16 protein-coding genes and 1 tRNA gene are annotated in these 18,604 nt (G+C 72.1%); 11 read left to right on the forward strand and 6 right to left on the reverse strand.

Annotation, left to right across the window (positions count from 1 at the left end):
• Window positions 1–70: 70 nt before the first annotated feature.
• Window positions 71–1,015: an RluA family pseudouridine synthase gene (locus ACFUJR_RS10230; protein WP_383176253.1), complete on the reverse strand. Its 945-nt coding sequence runs from the start codon at window positions 1,013–1,015 to the stop codon at window positions 71–73.
• Between the two features lie 93 nt (window positions 1,016–1,108).
• Window positions 1,109–1,196: transfer RNA gene (locus ACFUJR_RS10235), tRNA-Leu, on the reverse strand.
• Window positions 1,197–1,404: 208 nt separating this feature from the next.
• On the opposite strand from ACFUJR_RS10235, the gene ACFUJR_RS10240 reads away from it, so the two are divergent.
• The 3 genes from ACFUJR_RS10240 to ACFUJR_RS10250 all read left to right on the forward strand — a co-directional run bounded on the left by ACFUJR_RS10240 (window position 1,405) and on the right by ACFUJR_RS10250 (window position 4,068).
• Window positions 1,405–2,730: a M20/M25/M40 family metallo-hydrolase gene (locus tag ACFUJR_RS10240; RefSeq protein WP_383176256.1), complete on the forward strand. Its 1,326-nt coding sequence runs from the start codon at window positions 1,405–1,407 to the stop codon at window positions 2,728–2,730.
• A gap of 142 nt (window positions 2,731–2,872) precedes the next feature.
• Window positions 2,873–3,106, forward strand: coding sequence for a chaplin ChpH (gene chpH / locus ACFUJR_RS10245; protein ID WP_260230231.1), 234 nt, complete (start codon window positions 2,873–2,875; stop codon window positions 3,104–3,106).
• A gap of 155 nt (window positions 3,107–3,261) precedes the next feature.
• Window positions 3,262–4,068, forward strand: coding sequence for a chaplin (locus ACFUJR_RS10250; protein WP_383176260.1), 807 nt, complete (start codon window positions 3,262–3,264; stop codon window positions 4,066–4,068).
• A 68-nt stretch (window positions 4,069–4,136) separates the two neighbouring features.
• Here the strand turns inward: ACFUJR_RS10250 and ACFUJR_RS10255 are convergent, their stop codons facing one another.
• Window positions 4,137–4,325: a DUF5703 family protein gene (locus tag ACFUJR_RS10255; RefSeq protein WP_383176263.1), complete on the reverse strand. Its 189-nt coding sequence runs from the start codon at window positions 4,323–4,325 to the stop codon at window positions 4,137–4,139.
• 47 nt (window positions 4,326–4,372) lie between these two features.
• On the opposite strand from ACFUJR_RS10255, the gene ACFUJR_RS10260 reads away from it, so the two are divergent.
• A complete protein-coding gene (locus ACFUJR_RS10260; protein WP_383176266.1) occupies window positions 4,373–5,020 on the forward strand; it encodes a hypothetical protein in 648 nt (215 codons plus the stop codon).
• An 83-nt stretch (window positions 5,021–5,103) separates the two neighbouring features.
• On the opposite strand, the gene ACFUJR_RS10265 is transcribed toward ACFUJR_RS10260, so the two are convergent.
• Both ACFUJR_RS10265 and ACFUJR_RS10270 read right to left on the reverse strand, forming a co-directional pair.
• On the reverse strand, window positions 5,104–7,380 hold the full coding sequence (locus ACFUJR_RS10265; RefSeq protein WP_383176269.1) for a helix-hairpin-helix domain-containing protein: 2,277 nt from the start codon (window positions 7,378–7,380) through the stop codon (window positions 5,104–5,106).
• Complete coding sequence (locus ACFUJR_RS10270) at window positions 7,377–8,363, reverse strand: aldo/keto reductase (protein ID WP_383176272.1); 987 nt, start codon at window positions 8,361–8,363, stop codon at window positions 7,377–7,379. Before ACFUJR_RS10270 ends, ACFUJR_RS10265 begins: the two co-directional genes overlap by 4 nt.
• A 132-nt stretch (window positions 8,364–8,495) precedes the next feature.
• Here ACFUJR_RS10270 and ACFUJR_RS10275 point away from each other — a divergent pair, with 132 nt between their 5' ends.
• Window positions 8,496–9,545, forward strand: a complete 1,050-nt coding sequence (locus ACFUJR_RS10275; protein ID WP_383176275.1) for an LLM class F420-dependent oxidoreductase — start codon at window positions 8,496–8,498, stop codon at window positions 9,543–9,545.
• A gap of 302 nt (window positions 9,546–9,847) precedes the next feature.
• Window positions 9,848–10,633 (forward strand): ferritin-like domain-containing protein, encoded by a 786-nt coding sequence (locus tag ACFUJR_RS10280; RefSeq protein ID WP_383176278.1) that lies wholly within the window; start codon window positions 9,848–9,850, stop codon window positions 10,631–10,633.
• Between the two features lie 96 nt (window positions 10,634–10,729).
• Here ACFUJR_RS10280 and corA read toward each other — a convergent pair whose 3' ends face one another.
• On the reverse strand, window positions 10,730–11,722 hold the full coding sequence (gene corA, locus ACFUJR_RS10285; RefSeq protein ID WP_383176293.1) for a magnesium/cobalt transporter CorA: 993 nt from the start codon (window positions 11,720–11,722) through the stop codon (window positions 10,730–10,732).
• A 97-nt stretch (window positions 11,723–11,819) separates the two neighbouring features.
• On the opposite strand from corA, the gene ACFUJR_RS10290 reads away from it, so the two are divergent.
• The 5 genes from ACFUJR_RS10290 to ACFUJR_RS10310 all read left to right on the forward strand — a co-directional run bounded on the left by ACFUJR_RS10290 (window position 11,820) and on the right by ACFUJR_RS10310 (window position 18,523).
• Complete coding sequence (locus tag ACFUJR_RS10290; protein WP_383176281.1) at window positions 11,820–12,509, forward strand: histidine phosphatase family protein; 690 nt, start codon at window positions 11,820–11,822, stop codon at window positions 12,507–12,509.
• A gap of 77 nt (window positions 12,510–12,586) precedes the next feature.
• Window positions 12,587–13,177, forward strand: coding sequence for a DUF3090 domain-containing protein (locus ACFUJR_RS10295; protein ID WP_352192775.1), 591 nt, complete (start codon window positions 12,587–12,589; stop codon window positions 13,175–13,177).
• Window positions 13,141–13,977: an SCO1664 family protein gene (locus ACFUJR_RS10300; RefSeq protein WP_383176284.1), complete on the forward strand. Its 837-nt coding sequence runs from the start codon at window positions 13,141–13,143 to the stop codon at window positions 13,975–13,977. Before ACFUJR_RS10295 ends, ACFUJR_RS10300 begins: the two co-directional genes overlap by 37 nt.
• 145 nt (window positions 13,978–14,122) lie before the next feature.
• Window positions 14,123–15,352: a cysteine--1-D-myo-inosityl 2-amino-2-deoxy-alpha-D-glucopyranoside ligase gene (mshC, locus tag ACFUJR_RS10305; RefSeq protein ID WP_383176287.1), complete on the forward strand. Its 1,230-nt coding sequence runs from the start codon at window positions 14,123–14,125 to the stop codon at window positions 15,350–15,352.
• 132 nt (window positions 15,353–15,484) lie between these two features.
• Window positions 15,485–18,523 (forward strand): NPCBM/NEW2 domain-containing protein, encoded by a 3,039-nt coding sequence (locus ACFUJR_RS10310; RefSeq protein ID WP_383176290.1) that lies wholly within the window; start codon window positions 15,485–15,487, stop codon window positions 18,521–18,523.
• Window positions 18,524–18,604: the final 81 nt, after the last annotated feature.

Genomic DNA, 18,604 nt, shown 5'->3' on the forward strand with positions numbered 1-18,604 from the left:
ACGACCCCCTACGGGTGGCCGAGACCCCCGCAGGCGGCCGCCTGCGGGGGTCTCGTGCTGTCCGGGGCCTTCAGGTCGGGCAACCACCTCGGTCGAGCGCCTGGAGCCGGAGCCCGCTCTCGAACCGCATCGGGACGCCGGTGAAGGGGTCGGTGAACTCCAGCGTCCGCGCGAGCAGCTGGAGCGGACGCGCGAAGTCCTCCGGCCCGTCCTCGCGAACCACGGGATAGACCGGATCGTGCAGGATCGGCAGCCCCAGGCTGTTCATGTGCACCCGCAGCTGATGGGTCCGTCCGGTCGCCGGCAGCAGTCGGTACCGCCCGAACCCGCCGCGCCGCTCGACCAGCTCGATCCGGCTCTCGCTGTTCGGCTCCCCCGGCACCTCGCGGGCGGCGATCACCCCGCGCTCCTTCTCGATCCGGCTCCGCACCGTCACCGGCAGCGCGACCCCGGGCTCGTGCGCCGCCACCGCCTCGTACTCCTTGCCGACCAGCCGGTCCCGGAACAGTGTCTGATACGCGCCCCGGTCGCCGGGTCGCACGACGAAGAGCACCAGGCCGGCCGTCAGCCGGTCCAGCCGGTGCGCGGGCTGGAGTTCCGGCATCCCCAGCTCCCGCCGGAGCCGGGCGAGTGCCGTCTCGGTCACATGGCGCCCGCGCGGCATCGTCGCCAGGAAGTGCGGCTTGTCGACGACCACGATCCGCTCGTCGCGGTGCACGATCCCCAGCTCGAAGGGCACCCGCTGCTCGGCGGGGAAGTCCCGGTGGAACCAGAGCCGCAGCCCGGCGACGTACGGCTCGTCCCCGGCGACCGCCCCGTCCACCCCGACGAACCGCCCGTTCCGCAGCATCTCCGCGACACGCACGTCCCCGATGGCGCCGCCGTACCGCGCCCGCAGATAGTCCCCCACGGTCGCCCACCCGGCATCCGGCTCCTCGGGCAGCCGCACCCGCACCGGATCGATCCCGTCCCGCTGCGGAAGCGGCGCGGCAGGTGTCCTCGTTCTCCGTCTCACCGGCCTCGACCTCCGTCGCCTCGTCCCGCCCCCGCGGCCCTCGCACCGTCGTCCGCAAACAAGAAGGACCCCACATGACGTGGGGTCCTTCGTTGGTGTCCGAGGGGGGACTTGAACCCCCACGCCCGATAAAGGGCACTAGCACCTCAAGCTAGCGCGTCTGCCATTCCGCCACCCGGACAAGGTGTCTGTCTTTCCGGCCGCTCGGCCGTTCCGACGTGGAAAACCATAGCAAACATTGGAGGTGGTCGATCACCACCCCTGGTCCGGGCGGAACCGTGTGACAGACGTACGTCGGCCGACGGGCGCCCTTGGGTCCCGGAGCCGGGCGCGCGAGGATGGGGGCGACCACCAGCAAGCACGTGGGGCACGTAGTGGGAGGAAGCAGCGTGAGCGAGTCGAACACGGCCCGGAGCGTCACCGGCGAGGACGAGGTCGTCGATCTCTGTCGTGACCTCATCCGCATCGACACCAGCAACTACGGCGACCACTCCGGCCCGGGCGAGCGGGCGGCGGCGGAGTACGTCGCCGAGAAGCTCGCCGAAGTCGGTCTCGAGCCGAAGATCATCGAGTCGCACAAGGGGCGGGCCTCCACCGTCGCCCGCATCGAGGGCGAGGACCCCTCCCGGCCGGCCCTGCTCATCCACGGCCACACCGACGTCGTGCCGGCCAACGCCGAGGACTGGACCCATCACCCCTTCTCCGGCGAGGTCGCCGACGGCTGTGTCTGGGGCCGGGGCGCGGTGGACATGAAGGACATGGACGCGATGACCCTCGCGGTCGTACGGGACCGGATGCGCAGCGGCCGCAAGCCCCCGCGCGACATCGTCCTGGCGTTCCTCGCCGACGAGGAGGCGGGCGGCACCTACGGCGCCCGGCATCTGGTCGACCACCATCGCGAGCTGTTCGACGGGGTGACGGAGGCGATCGGCGAGGTCGGCGGCTTCTCCTTCACCGTCAACAAGAACCTGCGGCTCTACCTGGTCGAGACGGCCCAGAAGGGCATGCACTGGATGCGGCTGACCGTCGACGGCACGGCCGGGCACGGGTCGATGACCAACAACGACAACGCCATCACCGAGCTCTGCGAGGCCGTCGGCCGCCTCGGGCGCCACCAGTGGCCGGTCAGGGTCACCAAGACCGTACGGTCCTTCCTGGACGAGCTCTCGGACGCGCTGGGCACCCCGCTCGACCCCGAGGACATGGAGGCGACGCTCTCCAAGCTGGGCGGCATCGCCAAGATGGTCGGCGCGACCCTGCGCAACTCCGCCGCCCCGACCATGCTCGGCGCCGGGTACAAGGTCAACGTCATCCCCGGACAGGCCACGGCGCACGTCGACGGACGCTTCCTGCCCGGTTACGAGGAGGAGTTCCTGGCCGACCTCGACCGGATCCTCGGCCCGCGGGTCAAGCGCGAGGACGTGCACGGGGACAAGGCCCTGGAGACCAGCTTCGACGGCGCCCTGGTCGACGCCATGCAGCTCGCCCTGCGTGCCGAGGACCCGATCGCCCGTGCCGTGCCGTACATGCTCTCCGGCGGTACCGACGCCAAGTCCTTCGACGACCTCGGCATCCGCTGCTTCGGCTTCGCGCCGCTCAAGCTGCCGCCGGAGCTGGACTTCGCCGGGATGTTCCACGGCGTGGACGAGCGGGTGCCGGTGGACGGCCTGAAGTTCGGCGTCCGCGTCCTCGACCGGTTCATCGACGCCTCCTGAGCGGGGCGGCCGATATTCGGCCGCACGTGCGCATGTGACCGGAACGAGTGAATGCACTCATACGCTCGTAGCCCCATTACTTCCCCCTCGTTACAGGTGGTGCGGTCCGCGGCTGGGATCGCATTGCCAACAAGGAGGAATAATGATCAAGAAGGTCGTCGCTGCTGCGGCTGCCACCGGCGGTCTCGTTCTCGCGGGTGCGGGCATGGCCGTTGCCGACTCGGGTGCCCAGGGTGCCGCCATCGGTTCCCCCGGCGTGCTCTCGGGCAACGTCGTCCAGGTGCCGGTTCACGTCCCGGTGAACGTGTGCGGCAACACGGTCTCCGTGATCGGGCTGCTGAACCCCGCCTTCGGCAACACCTGCATCAACGCCTGACGTTGTGCCTCGACCCGTGAGGGTCTGAGCCAGTCCGGCCCCGGAGTGCGTGCCATGCACTCCGGGGCCGGTGGGCATTTCCGCCCCGGGCGTCGTGCCCGGTGGCCCCTCTTCTGAAGCCAGAAGGCAGAAGCCGAGAAGGCAGGGAACAAGCTATGCGACAGGTCACGCGCAAGGGCCTGATCACCGTTGCGGCCGCGGGCGGCGTACTCGCCCTCGGTGGTGGTTACGCGAACGCCGATGCGGGAGCGAACGGCACCGCCTCGAATTCCCCGGGCGTCGCGTCCGGAAATTCCGTACAGGTTCCGGTGCACGCGCCGGTGAATGTCTGCGGAAACACCGTCAACGTGGTCGGGTTGCTCAATCCGACGTTCGGCAACAAGTGCGCCAACGTCTCCAAGCCGGGCAAGCACCGCCGCGGCTCGTCGGCGGAGGGCAGCACCAGCAACTCCCCGGGCGTCGCGTCCGGCAACAACGTCCAGGTGCCGGTCCACGTCCCCGTGAACGCCTGCGGGAACAGCGTCTCGGTCGTCGGCGCCATCAACCCGGCGTTCGGCAACGAGTGCGGCAACGGCGTCGAGCCGACGCACCCGGGCAACCCGGGGAACCCCGGTAACCCGGGCAACCCCGGTAACCCCGGTAACCCGGGGAATCCCGGTAACCCGGGGAATCCCGGGAATCCCGGGAATCCCGGCAACCCGGGTAACCCTGGCAACCCGGGCAACCCCGGCAACCCGGGTACGCCCGGCACCCCGGGTAACCCCGGAGACTCCGGCGAGCCCGGTGGACCGGGTACGCCCAGCGGGCCGAACACACCTGGTACGCACACGATCACACAGCCCGAAGCGAGCGAGGAGCTGGCGCAGACCGGTTCCGGTCCGCTCGGGGTGATCATCCCGGCCGGCGCGGGTCTGCTGCTCGCCGGCGCGGTGCTCTACCGCCGCAACCGCCGGTCCGCCTAGCCCGGGCGGAGCGGCCGGACCGGTCGCGCAACGCGCAGGGGCCCCGCGACGCGGGGCCCCATGTCATGTCACCAGGTGGCGCGAACCTGACGGATGATGCGTCGGCGGAGCCGCACCCTGCGGCTGCCGTCCCGGTGCAGGATCAGACGGTCCAACTCCCAGTGCCCGTACTCGGCATGGTCGGTCAGGAGCCGCGTGGCCTCCTTGCGGGAGACGCCACGGGGCACGTACACGTCGACAAATTCGTATTCCGGCATCGCATCTATTGTGCGGGCACCGGCCCGCTACGGATAGCGTGCGTCCCATGTCTGATGCTGCGCAGCCCACCGCTGCCGAGGTACGTGCCGCCGCCGAGGCGGTCAAAGCCGCACTGGACCGTCACCTGGAGGCGGTCGAACGTCGTTCGGGGGACGACGACCCGGCCGTCTATGCAGCCTTCAACGCCCTCGCCGCGGCGGCCGAGGCGTACGACGAGCGGCTCTACGACCGGTACGACGAGGTCACTCCCTTCGAGATCCCGGGCGCCGACGACTCGCTGCCGCCCTACGCCGGACCGGATGAGCCGCATGCCCTCAGCGTGCTGATCCGCCGCGACTACGCCGTGGCGGAGCCGAAGCGGCTGCTCGCCCAGGCTCAGCGCATCGCCGATCTGGAGAGCGACGAGGAGGGTGCGGACGGTACTCCCGCCGTCGGCGTCAGTACGCACGCGGCGCTCGGTGTCCTCTTCGGCGAGTACGAACCGGACGAAATCGCCTCACGGCACAAGGAGTTCGGCCTGGAGGAGGGCGACTCCACGCTCTGGGTCTCGGCAGCCGAAGAGCTGCCGGAGCCGGGGGAGTGGCTGAACGCCCCCTTCGAGCAGGCCGATCCGGAGCGGATCGTCTGCCGCTTCGACGTCAGCGCGGTCTTCGACGACGAGCTGGACGACGACCTGGAGGAGCAGGACGCCTGAACGGTACGGCGTCCGGCCGGGTAGGACGGAGGGCGGGACACCGGGTGGTGTCCCGCCCTCCGCCGTACCCCCACGGCGCCCGATCAGCCCTCCGCGGCCGCCAGAAGCGACTCCAGAAGCGGCCCCAGCCGGGTCGTACGGTCCTGGGACCTCCCCTCGGACACCGCGCGCGGCAGCGCCTGGTCCACCCCGTGGACGACCGACAGATGACGCTCGCCGCGACCGAAGGCCGTGTACACCCAGGCCCGGCTCAGCCCTTGGGCCGCGTCGCCCGGCAGCACCACGACCGCCGCCGGCCAGCGCATCCCGGCCGCCTGGTGCGCCGTGAGCGCCCAGCCGTGCCGCAGCGCCGACTCCACCCGCTCCTTCGGTACGACGAGCTTCTCGCCCTCGCACTCCAGGCGCAGACCCTCGGCGTCGGCCGAGACGACCGTCCCGGTCATCGTCCGCCCCGGAGCCGGTACGTACGCCACCCGGTCGCCCGGGTCGAAGCCGCCGAAGCGGCCGGGGCCCGGGTTGAGGCGCTGCTTGAGCGCCGCGTTCAGCGCGCGGGTGCCCGCCGAGCCGCCATGGCCGACGGTGATCACCTGGGTCTGCCCGGTGGGCACGCCGATCGCGCGGGGAACCGAGTCGGCGACGAGCTGGACCGTGCGGTGGACGGCCTCGCCCGCGTCCCGCACGGGGACGATCACGACCTCCTTGCCGGGGGCCTCCACCTGGTTCAGCTCACCGATGCCGATGCCGGAGACCAGCTCGCCGATCGGCCCGGGGTCGGGGACGCGGGAGACGATCCGCGGGCACACCGCGGCCGCCAGCACATCGGTGAAGACCTGGCCCGCGCCCGCGGAGCCGAGGACACCGGGATCGCCGCTGAGCACCAGACGGCAGCCGTCGGGCAGGGACTCCACGAGCATCGCGGCGCTCTCGACGTCCAGCTGCGGCGCGTCCAGGACTACCAGCAGGTCGAGGGCGAAGGCGCCCTCCGCGTCCCGGCGGGGTCCGGCCGTGCCGGACAGCAGCGCGGCGACCGTCAGCGCGTCCGCGCCGAGTCGACCGACTCCGTTCTCGCTGTGCACGGCCACGGCGACCCGCAGGCCCCGCTCCCGGGCGGCCTCGGCGAGCGCGACCGGCTCGCTGCGGGCCGCCTCGCCGCCGATGTGCAGCACCAGGCCGTACGCGCCCGCCGCGCGGACCAGCTCGGGCCCTTCCCACTCCTCCCCGGACACGGTCTTCACCAGCCGGGCCAGACCGTCGGCCAGGCTCTCCTCGGCGAGGGCGTACCGGTCGAGCCCGAGCAGGACCGGCACGTCGGCTTCGGGAACCTCGCCGGTCTCGGCGGCGGTCCCGTCGGCTTCGTCCTCGACGTCCTCCGGCACCGGCTCCTCGTCCTGGAACACCAGTACCGCACCCTCGGACACCGCCTGGCGCAGGGCCTCGTCCGGGTCCGGTACGGACAGCTTGCCGAGGCCGACCCGCACGGCGCCGTCCTCCAGGGCCGTGTGCCCCCTCAGCGCGGCCCGTTCGAGCAGCCAGGCCACCAGGGCGACCGCCCGACGGGGATCGTCGGGACCGCACTCCGCGCCCAGGAGGGCACGCGCGAAGCCGTCGGCGTGCTCGGGCTGGACCCCCGGCACCGCGAGGAGGAGCCACGGGTCCTCGCGCAGCGCCTCGGCGGCGCCCTCCCCCAGGGCTGCCGCGACCTGGCCGGTCAGGGACTCCGGGGCCCCACCGCGCGCCAGGACGGCCCGCACGGCCTCAAGCGTCTCGGGGGCCGCCGTCGGCTCCGGGACCGGCGGGCGCGCCGCGGCGGCCGCCGCGGGCGTGGGCGTCGCCGTGGGAGCGGGGCGTCGCGGCGCGGGCTCGGTCGGCTCGAAGAACGCGGTGCCCGGCTTCGTACCGCCCTCCACCGCCCGTACCGCCGCGAGCAGATCGGCTGCCGTGCCGCTGAGCTTCCCGCCCGCGTCGACCGGCGCCGCCTTCTCGGCCTTGCGCTGCTCGATCCTGGCCCGCAACTCGCGCTGCGCGGCCAGCTCGGCCTGCGCCTCCGACACCTCCGCGGCCTTCGCCTCCCCGTCGGCCTGTGCCTCCGTGCTGTCGGCCTGTGCCTCCGTGCTGTCGGCCTGTGCCTCGGCGTCGTCGGCAGGACTCGTGTCGTCGGCAGGACTCGCGTCGGCCGCAGAACTCGTGCCGTCGGCCGCTGGGCTCGTGGCGCCGGTCTTCCCCGCCTCGCCGCGCGCCTCCGGGCCCTCCCCGGCGCGCTCCGCCACGCTCTCCGGGGTGCGCTCGGTCGCGGCCTCGTCGGCCTCGCCCGACACGGGCTCGGTGGCCTCGGGAGGGGTCTCCCGCGAAGGCTCGGTCACAAGGTGCTCCAGTCCTGGTCCGGATAGCGGTGCATGGGCGCCGACACATCGTCGAGAGCCCGGCAGATCTCGTCAGGAAGACTAAGGCTCTCCACTGACAACGTGGCCGTGAGCTGCCGCGCGTTGCGCGCGCCGACGACCGGGGCGGTCACCCCCGGACGGTCGCGGACCCAGGCGAGCGCCACCTTGAGCGGCGTCGTCGCCAGGCCGTCCGCCGCCGTGGCGACCGCGTCGACGATCCGGCTCGCCGCGTCGTCCAGGTACGGCTCCACGAAGGGCGCCATGGTCTCGGAACCGCCCCGGGAGTCGGCGGGCGTGCCGTCCCGGTACTTGCCCGTCAGCACCCCGCGCCCCAGCGGTGAGGACGGCAGCAGACCTATCCCCAGGTCCAGGGCCGCGGGCAGCACCTCCCGCTCGACGCCCCGCTGGAGCAGTGAGTACTCCATCTGCGTCGCCGCGAGGCGCGTCCGCCCCGTGCCCGCGGCCCCGAGCTGCCAGGTTCCCGCCTTCGCCAGCTGCCACCCGCAGAAGTTCGACACCCCCACGTACCGTGCGCGGCCGCTGCTCACGGCGATGTCCAGCGCCTGGAGGGACTCCTCCAGCGGGGTGTACGGATCGAAGGCGTGCAGCTGCCACAGGTCCACGTGGTCCGTGCCCAGGCGGGCCAGGGAGGCGTCGAGCGCGGCCAGCAGATGGCCGCGGGAGCCGTCCATCCGCCGGTCCGGGTCGGGCACGCTGCCCGCCTTGGTGGAGATGACCAGATCCCGTCGTGGCACCAGCCGCTCCATGAGCTGCCCGAGCATGTACTCGGCCTCGCCGCCGCCGTACACGTCCGCGGTGTCGACCAGCGTGCCGCCCGCGTCCCAGAACGCCTTCAACTGGTCGGCGGCGTCGTGCTCGTCGGTGTCGCGCCCCCAGGTGAGGGTGCCGAGCCCGAGCCGGGACACGCGCAGGCCGGTACGTCCGAGATGCCTCTGCTCCATGGGACGCGAGATTACTGGCCAAGACCCCACGCGGAGAGAGCCTGTGGACAACCTCCCCCTGACGGATCTCCTCGCCTCGCGCTAGAGTCCGGCGCAAGGGACGTTACTGATCGGTAAAGAGGGTGTGTGGTCATGAGGCTCGGCATCAACCTCGGTTACTGGGGCGCCGGTATGGACGGCGACAACCTCGCCGTCGCGCAGGAGGCGGACCGCCTCGGATACGACGTCTGCTGGGCCGCCGAGGCCTACGGTTCCGACGCGCCCACGGTGCTCTCCTGGGTGGCCGCCAAGACCGAGCGGATCGACATCGGCTCCGCGATCATGCAGATCCCGGCCCGTCAGCCCGCGATGACGGCGATGACCGCCGCCACCCTCGACTCGCTCTCCGGCGGACGCTTCCGCCTCGGCCTCGGCGTCTCGGGCCCGCAGGTCTCGGAAGGCTGGTACGGCGTCAAGTTCGACAAGCCCCTGGCCCGCACCCGCGAGTACGTCGAGATCGTCCGCAAGGCCATGTCCCGCGAGCGGCTCACCTACGAGGGCGAGCACTGGACGCTTCCGCTGCCGGACGGACCGGGCAAGCCGATCAAGCTCACCGTCCACCCGGAGCGCGAGCACATCCCGCTCTACATCGCGGCGATCGGCCCGAAGAACCTGGAGCAGACCGGCGAGATCGCCGACGGCGCCCTGCTGATCTTCCCCTCCGCCGAGCACCTGGAGGAGACCGCCCTCCGCCCGCTCCGCGCGGGCCGTGAGAAGGCCGGGCTCACCATGGAGGGCTTCGACGTCCACCCCACCCTGCCCCTCGCCCTCGGCGACGACATCGACGCTCTGGCCGACATCTTCCGCCCGTACACGGCCCTGTACGTCGGTGGCATGGGCAGCCGCAAGCAGAACTTCTACAACCAGCTCGCCCAGCGCATGGGCTACGAGAAGCAGGCCGCCGAGATCCAGGACAGGTACCTGTCCGGGGACAAGGCCGGCGCGGCCGCCGCCGTCCCGCGGCAGCTGATCGACCAGACCACCCTGCTCGGCTCCGTCGAGCGGATCGCCGACCGGATGAAGGCCTACGCCGAGGCCGGTGTCACGACCCTGACCCTCGCCCCGGCCGGCTTCACCCTCGACGAGCGGGTGGCGGCGCTGCGGGCGGGCACCGAAGCCCTGGAGCGGGCGGGCCTCGCCTAGCTAGGGGCGTGTGTCGAAAGTCCCGTCTGCCCGGCGGGCAGACGACGCTACGTTCGACACACGCCCCTGGGGCGAGCCTGCCTTTCGCACCCCGGGAAGTCTGCGGCCGTGGTGGGGGCTCGGGGGTCTTCCCCGCCACGGCCGTCACGCTGCTCAACGCGCCACACGGCGCGCGGTTACGAGTGGAACGCTCCGTCTTTCAGCCGAACGGCCCGCCGCTCGTGTTGCCGGGAGGCCGGTACCGCACTTGACTCGTTCTCTGCGGACGTGCGGTGTGCGGACGCCCGCAGGGAGGTGGAGCCATGCTCACGGCCAAGGGCCTGTTCCAGGAGATCACCGACAACGACGAGTCCTTCCGGCTCTTCTGTTCCATCGCTGCCAGCGGCGAGGCCCAGGGCGGCTGGGAGAACGCCCGGATCGCGGCCCTCGTCCCGCCCGCCATGCGGCATCTCGCGCCCAAGATCACGCGGCACGGGGCGGACGAGGACAAGCACGGCCGGATCTTCAACGCGCTCCTGAAGAAGCGCGGACTCGAGCCCGTGCCGGTGCCGCCCGACACCGACTACACGATGCTCCTCGAGAAGCGTGGGATCGGCCTCGCCCACGACAAGCTCCGCCGTGACGAGCCGCTGAGCGAGGAGGACATCATCGTCTACCTCTCGCACAGCCGGGTCACCGAGCAGCGCGCCGCGGACCAGATGAACATGCTGGTCACCTACTTCGGGGACCACCCCGAGCTGGGCAAGGCCATCCACATGATCGACAACGACGAGGCGAACCACCTGGCGTACTGCCACGAGGAGCTGCTGGCCCTCGCGTACGCCGGTCACGGCCGGCTCATCCAGCGCACCCTGCGCGCTTCCGCGCTCGCCGAGATCCAGGTCTACCGCGACGTCAGCCTCGCCGTGATGAGCCACATGGGACGCATCCTCGGGTGGCCCAAGGCCAAGTCGGCCGTCCTGGCCGCGGGGATCCACGGCGCGTACGCGTGGGAACGGGCCGCGGGCTGGCACAGGATGGTCCGCCTGAAGATGCCCGAGCGGCGCAACGCGCTGGGCGGTCCGATGACGCCCGCCCCCGCGTTCTGAACCGCCGAGAGGCCCGCCGCCGTACGGAAGCACGCCGTACGGAAGAACGCCGTACGGAATTCCGGGGGCGCCGCCGGGCGGCCCGTGGCGCCGTGCCTACATCCAGCCGCGGCGCTTGAACAGCCGGTACAGACCGAGGACGGTCCCGGCCATCAGCACGATCACCGCCGGGTACGACCAGACCCAGGTCAGCTCCGGCATGTGCTCGAAGTTCATGCCGTAGATCCCCGCGACCATCGTGGGGACCGCGGCCATGGCCGCCCACGCCGAGATCTTCCGCATGTCGTCGTTCTGCCGGACGCCCATCTGCGCGAGATGGGCCGACAGGACGTCCGACAGCAGCCGGTCCAGCCCTTCCACCTGCTCGTTGGCGCGGGTCAGATGGTCGGCGACGTCCCGGAAGAAGGGCTTGGACTGCCGGCTCACGAACGGCACGGCCCCGGTCGCGAGCCTCTCCACCGGTGCCGCCAGCGGGCTCGCGGCCCGGCGGAACTCCAGCACCTGGCGCTTCGCGGTGTAGATCCGCTCCGCCGTGGTCCCCGGATTCCCGCCCGCCGGTGCGAACACGTCGGCCTCCAGCGCCTCCAGGTCGATCTGGAGTTCACCGGCCACCTCGACGTAGTGGTCGACGACCGCGTCGCTGATCGCGTACAGGACGGCCGTCGGGCCGTGGCGCAGCACCTCGGGTTCGGCCTCCAGGCGGCGGCGTACCGACGCGAGCGGCGCGCCCTCGCCGTGCCGGACCGTCACCACGAACGAGTCGCCGATGAAGACCATCAGCTCGCCCGACGTGACCCGGTCGCTCCTCGGCTCGTACACCACCGGTTTGAGGACCACGAAGAGCGAGTCGTCGTAGACCTCGAGCTTGGGCCGCTGATGGGCCTTCAGCGCGTCCTCCACGGCCAGCCGGTGCAGCGCGAACTCGGACGACACATGATCGAACTCGGCCTCCGTCGGTTCGTGCAGACCCACCCACAGAAAGGCGTCACCGGTGGCCCGGGCCTGAGCCAGGGCGTCGGACAGGTCGGGGAGGCCCTCCGTGCGGCGCCCGTCGCGATATATGGCGGAGTCCACGATCACGGGCCGTATTCTTCCCCGCCCTGCCCCGTCCCGCACGTGCGCGTGGCCTCCGCGATCGTCGACGGGTCCGCCCCACGCGCGTGTGCGGCCGCCTACTCTTGCCGCCATGGCCACGCTGATTCTCGTCCGGCACGGACGCTCCACCGCCAACACCTCGGGTGTCCTCGCCGGGCGGATGCCCGGGGTCGCCCTCGACGAGCGGGGGGTGGCGCAGGCCGCCGCCCTGCCCGGCCGACTGGCCGGGGTGCCGCTCGCCGCCGTCGTCACCAGCCCGCTGCAGCGCTGCCGCGAGACCCTGCGGCCGCTCCTCGAAGCCCGGCCCGGCCTTGCGCTGCACACCGAGGAGCGGATCAGCGAGTGCGACTACGGCGACTGGTCCGGTCGCAAGCTCGCCGAACTGGCCGACGAGCCCCTCATGGAGGTCGTCCAGGCCCACGCGTCCGCCGCGTCCTTCCCCGGTGGCGAGTCGATGCGCGCCATGCAGGCGCGGGCCGTCGACGCCGTACGGGACTGGAACGCGCGCGTGGAGGCCGAGCACGGCGAGGACGCCGTCTACGCGATGTGCTCGCACGGCGACATCATCAAGTCGATCGTCGCCGACGCACTCGGCCTGCACCTCGACCTCTTCCAGCGCATCCACGTGGACCCCTGCTCGGTCACCGTCATCCGCTACACGCGGCTGCGCCCATTCCTCGTACGGCTCGGCGACACCGGCGACTTCGCCGGCCTCGCGCCCCGGGAGAGCGGTGAGCGGGGTGGGGCCGCCGAGGTCGGGGGCGGTGCGGGCGCACCGTGATCCATCCGCGCAGTAGGGTGGACGGGCCGCCGTAGCGCGGGCCTCCACCACCGCCGAGACGCAAGGGAGTCAGGGACGTGTCCCGTCAGGTGTTCCTCTACGACCCACCGGAGCGTTTCGTGGCCGGCACGGTCGGGCTGCCTGGCCGCCGTACGTTCTTCCTGCAGGCGTCCGCGGCCGGCCGGGTCACCAGCGTGGCCCTGGAGAAGACCCAGGTCGCCGCGCTCGCCGAACGCATCGACGAACTCCTCGACGAGGTCGTGCGCCGCACCGGCGGCAACGCCCCCGTCCCGGCCATGGCCCCGGCCGACAACGCCGACACCGCCCCCCTCGACGTCCCCGTCGAGGAGGAGTTCCGGGTCGGCACCATGGCGCTCGCCTGGGACGGCGAGGAGCAGCGCATGATCGTCGAGGCGCAGGCCCTCGTCGAACTCGACGCGGAGTCCGAGGAGGACCTGGCCGCCGCCGAGGAGCGGCTGCTCCAGGACGAGGAGAACGGGCCGCCGATGCTGCGCGTCCGGCTCACCGGCGCGCAGGCCAGGGCCTTCGCCAAGCGCGCCCTCGACGTGGTCAACGCCGGCCGCCCGCCGTGCCCGCTGTGCAGCCTGCCGCTCGACCCCGAGGGACATGTGTGCCCGCGCCAGAACGGATACCGACGCGGCGCATGAGCGGTCCCGACAGCCAGGCGGTCGTCGACCTGCTCACCAAGGGTGAGCTGACCGTGCGCGGCCAGGTCCGCGAGGCGTCCAACGCCGTGCTCGTCTGCTCGGTCACCCACGCCGGCGTCGACGCCGACTGCGTCTACAAGCCCGTCGCCGGCGAGCGGCCGCTCTGGGACTTCCCCGACGGCACGCTCGCCCAGCGCGAGGTCGCCGCCTACGAGATCTCCGAGGCCACCGGCTGGGGACTCGTACCGCCCACGGTGCTCCGGGACGGCCCGTACGGCGAGGGCATGGTCCAGCTCTGGATCGAGGCCGATCCCGCGGCGAGCCTCCTTGCCCTCACCGAGGACGAGGAGGCGGGAGAAGGGTGGAAGGCCGTCGGGCCGGCCCAGGTCGACGAGGGCCGCACCGCGCTGCTCGTCCACGCCGACAGCCCCGGACTGCGCCGGCTCGCCGTCCTGGACGCGGTCATCAACAACGGCGACCGCAAGGGCGGGCACCTGCTGCCCGCGCCGGACGGCCGCCTCTACGGCATCGACCACGGCGTGACCTTCCACGTGGACGACAAGCTGCGCACCCTGCTCTGGGGCTGGGCGGGCGAGGAACTGCCCGCCGAGGCCGCCGACGTCCTCGCGCGGCTCGACGGCTCCCTGGCACCGGGGACGCCGCTCGCCACCCGACTGGCCGAACTGCTCACGGCCGCCGAGGTCGACGCCCTGCGCCGCCGGGTCACCACCCTGCGCACCACCGGCCGCCATCCGGAGCCCTCCGGGCAGTGGCCGGCGATCCCCTGGCCCCCGGTCTGACCGATCGGATCCGGCCAGGTCCCGATCCCGGGGCGTGGACCCCCAGGGGGTATGCATGGACGGCTGCGAGCTGCAAGAGCACGTTGTCGGCCAAGATCCCGGATCCGGTTCGTATCCGGAACAGGTGTCCGGTTACGCTCAGGTCATGCATGCCTGGCCCGCTTCTGAGGTCCCCGCCCTTCCCGGCAAGGGCCGCGACCTCCGGATCCACGACACCGCGACCGGCGGACGAGTGACCCTCGCCCCCGGCCCCGTCGCCCGTATCTACGTCTGCGGCATCACGCCGTACGACGCGACCCACATGGGTCACGCGGCGACCTACAACGCGTTCGACCTCGTTCAGCGCGTGTGGCTCGACACCAAGCGGCAGGTCCACTACGTCCAGAACGTGACCGACGTCGACGACCCGCTCCTGGAGCGGGCGATCCGGGACGGCGTCGACTGGGTCGGGCTCGCCGAGCGCGAGACCGCCCTCTTCCGCGAGGACATGACCGCCCTGCGGATGCTGCCGCCGCAGCACTACATCGGTGCGGTCGAGGCCATACCGGGCATCGTGCCGCTCGTCGAGCGGCTGCGTGACTCCGGCGCGGCCTACGAACTCGAAGGCGACATCTACTTCTCCGTCGAGGCGGACCCGCACTTCGGTCAGGTGTCGAACTACGACACCGAGCTGATGCGCCACCTGTCCGCCGAGCGCGGCGGGGACCCGGACCGCGCGGGCAAGAAGAACCCGCTCGACCCGATGCTCTGGATGGCCGCCCGCGAGGGCGAGCCGAGCTGGGACGGCGCGAGCCTCGGCCCCGGCCGCCCCGGCTGGCACATCGAGTGCGTCGCCATCGCCCTCGACCACCTCGGCATGGGCTTCGACGTCCAGGGCGGAGGGTCCGACCTGATCTTCCCGCACCACGAGATGGGTGCCTCGCACGCCCAGGCGCTGACGGGCGAGTTCCCCATGGCCAGGGCGTACGTGCACGCCGGCATGGTCGCCCTCGACGGCGAGAAGATGTCCAAGTCCAAGGGCAACCTGGTCTTCGTCTCCGCGCTCCGCCGCCAGGGCGTCGACCCGGCCGCCATCCGCCTCTCGCTCCTCTCGCACCACTACCGCGCGAACTGGGAGTGGACCGACCAGGTCCTCCAGGACGCCGTGGCGCGCCTGGACCGCTGGCGCGCGGCCGTCTCCCGCCCCGACGGGCCGTCCGCCGACGCGCTGGTCGAGGAGATCCGCGAGGCGCTCTCCGACGACCTCGACTCACCGGCCGCGCTCGCCGCCGTCGACCGTTGGGCCGAGCGCCAGAACGCCGAGGGCGGTACGGACGAGTCCGCGCCCGGCCTCGCCTCCCGTGCCGTCGACGCGCTGCTCGGAGTGGCTCTGTAGCCCGACCCCGTACGGCCCGCTTCCGGCCAACCGCCCTCGGACTTCTCCGCGAAGTCCGAGGGCGGTTCCGTTTTGTCCTAGCCCTCATGCTCGTTTCTGCGCTAAATACCGTCCATGCAATCAACATTGCGCATGAAGGCTGCATTCGCCGGCGCTGTGCTCGGGCTCCTCGCGGTGTTCGCGGGACCGGGGAGCGCCCAGTCCGCCGAGCCCTCGCCCACCACCGTCGGCGACCTCACCGGCTTCGAGGCCGACGGCGCCGTCTACCGGCTGACCGCCGGCGCCGCCCAGGCCCGCGTCAGCTTCGTCACCGACGAGACCTTCCGCATCGAACTGGCACCCGACGGGCGGTTCACCGACCCCACCGGGCAGGACATCGTCCAGCCTCAGGGCCAACCTCCCAGGACCCGCTGGTACGACCGCGGCGACCGCTACGAACTCACCACCGCGAAGGTGACCCTGCGCGCCTACAAGGCGCCCCTGCGCTTCGCGGCCGTCCGCGCCGACGGCACTCCGCTCTGGTCCGAGACCCAGGGCCTCACCTGGAGCCGGGAACGCACCACCCAGACCCTGGCCCGGGGCGCCGACGAGCAGTTCTACGGCGCCGGCATGCAGAACGGCCGCGGCAACACCTCGCACCGCGGCAAGACCGTCGAGGTCGGCGTCGACTACAACTGGAACGACGGGGGCCACCCCAACTCCGTGCCGTTCTACCTCTCCTCGGCCGGCTACGGCGTCTACCGCAACACCTACGCGCCGAACACCTACGTCTTCGGCGAGCCCGTCACCACCAGCGCCCGCGAACAGCGCTTCGACGCCTACTACTTCGCCGGCTCAGGGTCCGACGCGCTCAAGGACGTCATCGGCCAGTACACCAGCCTCACGGGGAAACCGTTCCTGCCGCCCGTCTACGGACTGGAGATCGGCGACGCCGACTGCTACCTCCACAACGCCAACCGCGGCGAGCGCCACACCCTCGACGCCCTGAAGGTCGCCGACAGCTACGTCGAGCACGACATGCCCAACGGCTGGATGCTCGTCAACGACGGCTACGGCTGCGGTTACGAGAACCTCGCCGAGACCGCGACCGGCCTCAAGCAGCGCGGCATGGAACTCGGCCTGTGGACCGAGGACGGCATCGACAAGCTCGAAGAGCAGGTGAAGGCGGGCCAGCGGGTCGCCAAGCTCGACGTCGCCTGGGTCGGCGAGGGGTACAAGTTCGCCCTCGACGGCTGCAAGGACGCCTACGCCGGCATCGAGGCCCACAGCGACGCCCGCGGCTTCACCTGGGCCCCCGAGAGCTGGTCCGGCGCGCAAGCCTGCGGAGTCCAGTGGTCCGGCGACCAGTCCGGCACCTGGGAGTACATCCGCTGGCAGATCCCCACCTACGCGGGCGCCTCCATGTCCGGCCTCGCGTACACCACCGGCGACGTCGACGGCATCTTCGGCGGCAGCGCCAAGACGTACACCCGTGACCTCCAGTGGAAGATGTTCCTCCCCGTCACCATGACCATGGACGGCTGGGCCGCGAACGACAAGCAGCCCTTCCGCTACGGCGAGCCGTACACCTCGGTCAACCGCCACTACCTGAAGCTCCACGAGTCGCTGCTGCCCTACATCTACTCCCACGCACACCGGGCCACCAAGACCGGCGTCGGCCTCGCCCGGCCGCTCGTCCTCGAGTACCCGGACGACCCGCAGGCCGCGTCGGACACGGCGAAGTACGAGTTCCTGAGCGGTGAGGACTTCCTCGTCGCACCCGTCTACCAGGACGCCGTCGAGCGCGACGGCATCTACCTTCCCAAGGGCACCTGGATCGACTACTGGAGCGGCCGCACCTACCAGGGCCCGGTCACCGTCGACGACTACAGCGCCCCGCTCGACACACTGCCCCTGTTCGTGCGGGCCGGAGCCACCGTCCCGATGTGGCCCGGCGGCATCCGCTCGTACACCGACCGCACCCCGGACTCCCCGCTGGCCTGGGACATCTACCCGCAGGGCAGATCCTCCTTCGAGCTCTACGAGGACGACGGCGTCACCCGCGCCCACCGCACCGGCCAGTACGCCACCCAGACCGCCGAGGTCCGCGCGCCACAGCGTGGCGCGGGTGACGTGACGGTACGCATCGGCGCGAGCAAGGGCTCCTTCGCGGGCAAGTCCCCTTCCCGGCCCTACCAGTTCACCGTCCACACCGGTGACGCGCCGAGCGCCGTCACGCTCGGTGAACGCAGGCTGCCCCGCCTCACCTCCCGGGCCGCCTACGAGGCCGCCGGCCAGGGCTGGTGGTACGACCGCGACGACCGCGGGGGAGTGGTGAAGGTCAAGACCGCCGCCCAGCGCACCGACCGGTCCTTCACCCTCGAACTGGAGGACACCAGCGCCGTCGGCGGAGCCGTGCCCGGAGCCTCCGCCACCGCCGCCGCCCCGGCCGGGCAGGAGCTCGGCGCGGGCGTGCCCGGCACCGTCGCCCTCGACGTCACCGCGGGGACGAAGGACGCCACCGGCGTCGAGGTGTCCCTCACGGCCCCGGCCGGCTGGCAGGTCACCCCGGCCGCGCCCGTCGCCCGCATCCCCGCCGGCACCACGCGGCGGGTCGAGGTCACCGTCACCCCGGCGAAGGACGCGAAGCCCGGCGAGACCACACTCACCGCGACCGTCCGCCACCGCGCCGCGGGCCAGGACCGCACCGCCGTCCAGCGGTTCGCCGTCGGGGTGATGCCCGAGCCGCCGAGCACCGCCGTCTGGGCGAGCGACCTGACCTGGCTGAAGGCCACCAACGGCTGGGGTCCGCCCGAACGCGACCGCTCCAACGGCGAGTCGGGCGCGAGTGACGGCCGCACGCTGACCCTGGCCGGCACGACCTACGAGAAGGGCATCGGCGCCCACGCCGACTCCGACATCGAGGTCTACCTCGGCGGCCGCTGCACCGCCTTCACCGCCGAGGTCGGCATCGACGACGAGATCAACGGCTACGGGGAGGTCGCGTTCTCGGTCGAGGCCGACGGCGAGGTGCTCTGGACCTCGCCCAGGGTGACCGGCGCGTCGGCGACCGTACCGGTCGACGTCGACGTCACCGGCGCACGCCACGTCCGCCTGCGGATCACCGACACCAACGGCTCCAAGAGCGGTGACCACGGAGACTGGGCGGCCGCCCGCTTCGACTGCGCCTGAGCGACGGAGAGGGGCCGCACCGACCCGGGTGCGGCCCCTCTCCGTACGGTTCGACCGGCGTCCGTACGGCTCAGCCCTCTT

Source organism: Streptomyces sp. NPDC057271, assembly GCF_042668715.1.
GTDB lineage: Bacteria > Actinomycetota > Actinomycetes > Streptomycetales > Streptomycetaceae > Streptomyces.